The organism is Curtobacterium sp. MCBA15_007 (assembly GCF_001864905.1).
Lineage (GTDB): Bacteria > Actinomycetota > Actinomycetes > Actinomycetales > Microbacteriaceae > Curtobacterium > Curtobacterium poinsettiae.
In genome coordinates this window covers 1-5,372 of sequence record NZ_MJGM01000004.1, presented here as the reverse complement: position 1 = coordinate 5,372, position 5,372 = coordinate 1, and the positions used below count along the sequence as shown (strand labels likewise).

Below are 5,372 nucleotides of genomic sequence, written 5' to 3'. Positions count from 1 at the left end.
GTGAAGAGGGCAGAGCGGTGTATTCAGTTTCGATTCCCGATCGTCTGTCGGGAACCACAAAGTGGACGCGAGCCCGTGCACAAGTGCACGGAAATCAGTGTGTTATCAAGTCTTCGGCTTATTAGTACCGGTCAGCTCCACGGGTCGTTAGTCCCCGCTTCCACATCCGGCCTATCAACCCAGTAGTCTGCTGGGAGCCTCTCACACTCAAGGTGCATGGAAATCTCATCTCGAAGACGGCTTCCCGCTTAGATGCTTTCAGCGGTTATCCGGTCCGAACGTAGCTAATCAGCGGTGCCCTTGGCAGAACAACTGACACACCAGAGGTTCGTCCATCCCGGTCCTCTCGTACTAGGGATAGATCTTCTCAAATTTCCAACGCGCGCAGCGGATAGGGACCGAACTGTCTCACGACGTTCTAAACCCAGCTCGCGTACCGCTTTAATGGGCGAACAGCCCAACCCTTGGGACCTACTCCAGCCCCAGGATGCGACGAGCCGACATCGAGGTGCCAAACCATGCCGTCGATATGGACTCTTGGGCAAGATCAGCCTGTTATCCCCGAGGTACCTTTTATCCGTTGAGCGACAGCGCTTCCACAAGCCACTGCCGGATCACTAGTCCCGACTTTCGTCCCTGCTCGACCTGTCAGTCTCACAGTCAAGCTCCCTTGTGCACTTACACTCGCCACCTGATTGCCAACCAGGTTGAGGGAACCTTTGGGCGCCTCCGTTACTCTTTGGGAGGCAACCGCCCCAGTTAAACTACCCATCAGGCACTGTCCATGAACCCGATCAGGGTCCTACGTTAGACATCCAAAGTGACCAGAGTGGTATTTCAACAATGACTCCACGAACACTAGCGTGCCCGCTTCACAGTCTCCCACCTATCCTACACAAGCCACTCCGAACACCAATACCAAACTGTAGTAAAGGTCACGGGGTCTTTCCGTCCTGCTGCGCGTAACGAGCATCTTTACTCGTAGTGCAATTTCGCCGAGTTCGCGGTTGAGACAGCTGGGAAGTCGTTACGCCATTCGTGCAGGTCGGAACTTACCCGACAAGGAATTTCGCTACCTTAGGATGGTTATAGTTACCACCGCCGTTTACTGGGGCTTAAATTCAGAGCTTCGCCCAAAGGCTAACCCTTCCTCTTAACCTTCCAGCACCGGGCAGGCGTCAGTCCGTATACATCGTCTTGCGACTTCGCACGGACCTGTGTTTTTAGTAAACAGTCGCTTCCCACTGGTCTCTGCGGCCTTCAACGCTCACGGAGTAAATCCGGTCACGTGTCCGGCCCCCCTTCTCCCGAAGTTACGGGGGCATTTTGCCGAGTTCCTTAACCACGATTCTCTCGATCTCCTTGGTATTCTCTACCTGACCACCTGAGTCGGTTTCGGGTACGGGCGGCTGCAACCTCGCGTCGATGCTTTTCTCGGCAGCATAGGATCACTGATTTCCCCTTACGGGTACGCGTCGGATCTCAGGCACACAGACGACGGATTTGCCTATCGTCAGCCCTACATCCTTACACCAGGTTCACCTTACGGATACCATCGCCTGGCTCAGCTACCTTCCTGCGTCACACCTGTTCATACGCTAACCGCACCAGCATGGGGTCGAGCGTTAGACCGGCCACCATCACCCCGAAGGGATCCGGTTGAACCGGGTTAGGACTCTTAGCACCACTGGATTAGCTTGGGCGGTTGTTCGCCGGTACGGGAATATCAACCCGTTGTCCATCGACTACGCCTGTCGGCCTCGCCTTAGGTCCCGACTTACCCAGGGCGGATTAACCTGGCCCTGGAACCCTTGGTCTTTCGGAGGACGGGTTTCTCACCCGTCTTTCGCTACTCATGCCTGCATTCTCACTCGTGTAGCGTCCACGGCTGGATCACTCCGCCGCTTCACTCGCCACACGACGCTCTCCTACCACTCCGCACGACTGAACCACGAAGGCTTGTCTATAGTGCGAAATCTACAACTTCGGTGGTGTGCTTGAGCCCCGTTACATTGTCGGCGCGGAATCACTTGACCAGTGAGCTATTACGCACTCTTTCAAGGGTGGCTGCTTCTAAGCCAACCTCCTGGTTGTCTGTGCAACTCCACATCCTTTCCCACTTAGCACACGCTTAGGGACCTTAGTTGGTAGTCTGGGTTGTTTCCCTCTCGACGATGAAGCTTATCCCCCACCGTCTCACTGCTGCGCTCTCACTCACCGGCATTCGGAGTTTGGCTGACGTCAGTAACCTGTTGAGGCCCATCGGCCATCCAGTAGCTCTACCTCCGGCGAGAAACACGCAACGCTGCACCTAAATGCATTTCGGAGAGAACCAGCTATCACGAAGTTTGATTGGCCTTTCACCCCTATCCACAGCTCATCCCCTCCATTTTCAACTGAAGTGGGTTCGGTCCTCCACGACGTCTTACCGTCGCTTCAACCTGGCCATGGATAGATCACTTCGCTTCGGGTCTAGAACATGCGACTCAAACGCCCTATTCAGACTCGCTTTCGCTACGGCTGCCCCTCACGGGTTAACCTCGCCACATATCACTAACTCGCAGGCTCATTCTTCAAAAGGCACGCCGTCACCCCTACTAAGGAGGCTCCGACGGTTTGTAAGCAAACGGTTTCAGGTACTATTTCACTCCCCTCCCGGGGTACTTTTCACCTTTCCCTCACGGTACTTGTCCGCTATCGGTCATCTGGGAGTATTTAGGCTTATCAGGTGGTCCTGACAGATTCACACGGGATTTCTCGGGCCCCGTGCTACTTGGGATACACATCCGGCCATAACACCATTTCGTCTACGGGGCTGGCACCCACTACGGCCCGGCTTTCAAACCGGTTCGACTATGATGCGCTGTAACCGCCCCAGTCCGGCAGAACTGAGTGACGTGTCCCACAACCCCGACCATGCAACGCCCGCCGGCTATCACACATGATCGGTTTAGCCTCATCCGCTTTCGCTCGCCACTACTCACGGAATCACATGTTGTTTTCTCTTCCTGTGGGTACTGAGATGTTTCACTTCCCCACGTTCCCTCTACCCGCCCTATATATTCAGGCGGGAGTCACCAGGTCGCAAAACGCCTGGCGGGGTTTCCCCATTCGGAAATCCTCGGATCACAGCTCGATTATCAGCTCCCCGAGGCTTATCGCAGATTTCTACGTCCTTCATCGGCTCCAGATGCCAAGGCATCCACCGTTTGCTCTTAGAAACTTGACCACAAAGATTAAAATTGCGATCCAACGTCACCACTCAACAACCCGAAGGCTGATCATGGATGACGCGAATCAAAGATGCTCGCGTCCACTGTGTAGTTCTCAACATACGATCGGCACCAGCACTCCCCCACCACAACAGCAGGATCACACTGGCCCGACGAAGGACCCGTAGGCCCAACCCCCACCACCACTCACGTAGCAGCAGGAAGCCTGGTCCCTCAGGACCCAACAACGTGCACCAGCTGAGCGCTCCACCCCCGACCCGTCCCAACCCTGCAAGCAGAGCGTACTGAGGTCGGAAGCATCACTCCCAACTGCACTGTCAATGTTCCACCCATGAGCTACCCGTCGGACACGTTCGGTCCGAAACAGGCGCCTGGACCAGCAACCAACCAACCACAATGGGCGACCAGCACTGACCAGATGCTCCTTAGAAAGGAGGTGATCCAGCCGCACCTTCCGGTACGGCTACCTTGTTACGACTTAGTCCTAATCACCGATCCCACCTTCGACGGCTCCTTCCACAAGGGTTAGGCCACCGGCTTCGGGTGTTACCGACTTTCATGACTTGACGGGCGGTGTGTACAAGGCCCGGGAACGTATTCACCGCAGCGTTGCTGATCTGCGATTACTAGCGACTCCGACTTCATGAGGTCGAGTTGCAGACCTCAATCCGAACTGAGACCGGCTTTTTGGGATTCGCTCCACCTTACGGTATCGCAGCCCTTTGTACCGGCCATTGTAGCATGCGTGAAGCCCAAGACATAAGGGGCATGATGATTTGACGTCATCCCCACCTTCCTCCGAGTTGACCCCGGCAGTCTCCTATGAGTCCCCGGCATAACCCGCTGGCAACATAGAACGAGGGTTGCGCTCGTTGCGGGACTTAACCCAACATCTCACGACACGAGCTGACGACAACCATGCACCACCTGTACACCGACCACAAGGGGGCGACCATCTCTGGCCGTTTCCGGTGTATGTCAAGCCTTGGTAAGGTTCTTCGCGTTGCATCGAATTAATCCGCATGCTCCGCCGCTTGTGCGGGCCCCCGTCAATTCCTTTGAGTTTTAGCCTTGCGGCCGTACTCCCCAGGCGGGGCGCTTAATGCGTTAGCTACGACACAGAAACCGTGGAAAGGTCCCTACATCTAGCGCCCAACGTTTACGGCATGGACTACCAGGGTATCTAATCCTGTTCGCTCCCCATGCTTTCGCTCCTCAGCGTCAGTTACGGCCCAGAGATCTGCCTTCGCCATCGGTGTTCCTCCTGATATCTGCGCATTCCACCGCTACACCAGGAATTCCAATCTCCCCTACCGCACTCTAGTCTGCCCGTACCCACTGCAAGCCCGAGGTTGAGCCTCGGGATTTCACAGCAGACGCGACAAACCGCCTACGAGCTCTTTACGCCCAATAATTCCGGACAACGCTTGCACCCTACGTATTACCGCGGCTGCTGGCACGTAGTTAGCCGGTGCTTTTTCTGCAGGTACCGTCACTTTCGCTTCTTCCCTACTAAAAGAGGTTTACAACCCGAAGGCCGTCATCCCTCACGCGGCGTTGCTGCATCAGGCTTTCGCCCATTGTGCAATATTCCCCACTGCTGCCTCCCGTAGGAGTCTGGGCCGTGTCTCAGTCCCAGTGTGGCCGGTCACCCTCTCAGGCCGGCTACCCGTCGTCGCCTTGGTGAGCCATTACCTCACCAACAAGCTGATAGGCCGCGAGTCCATCCCCAACCAAAAAATCTTTCCACCACCAGACCATGCGGCCAGTGATCATATCCAGTATTAGACGTCGTTTCCAACGCTTATCCCAGAGTCAGGGGCAGGTTACTCACGTGTTACTCACCCGTTCGCCACTAATCCACCCAGCAAGCTGGGCATCATCGTTCGACTTGCATGTGTTAAGCACGCCGCCAGCGTTCGTCCTGAGCCAGGATCAAACTCTCCGTAAAAAAATACAGACCCAACACCCGAAGGCATCAGACCGAGTTGATTCTGACTGTTGACTGTCTACTGACAATCTTCAATCCAAAAGGAATTGCTTCATGACCCAGTCAGCAAGCCGACCAGGCACGAGGTCAATCAATAAATTGGCATTGACAATGTGCACGCTGTTGAGTTCTCAAGGACCAGACGCACT

General features: G+C 55.3%; 2 rRNA genes. Both read right to left on the bottom strand.

Features of this window, described 5'->3' with window-relative positions:
- Window positions 1–101: 101 nt before the first annotated feature.
- A 23S ribosomal RNA gene (locus BIU95_RS04310) occupies window positions 102–3,229 on the bottom strand.
- A gap of 433 nt (window positions 3,230–3,662) precedes the next feature.
- A 16S ribosomal RNA gene (locus BIU95_RS04305) occupies window positions 3,663–5,184 on the bottom strand.
- The 16S and 23S rRNA genes sit together here, the layout of an rRNA operon.
- Window positions 5,185–5,372: the final 188 nt, after the last annotated feature.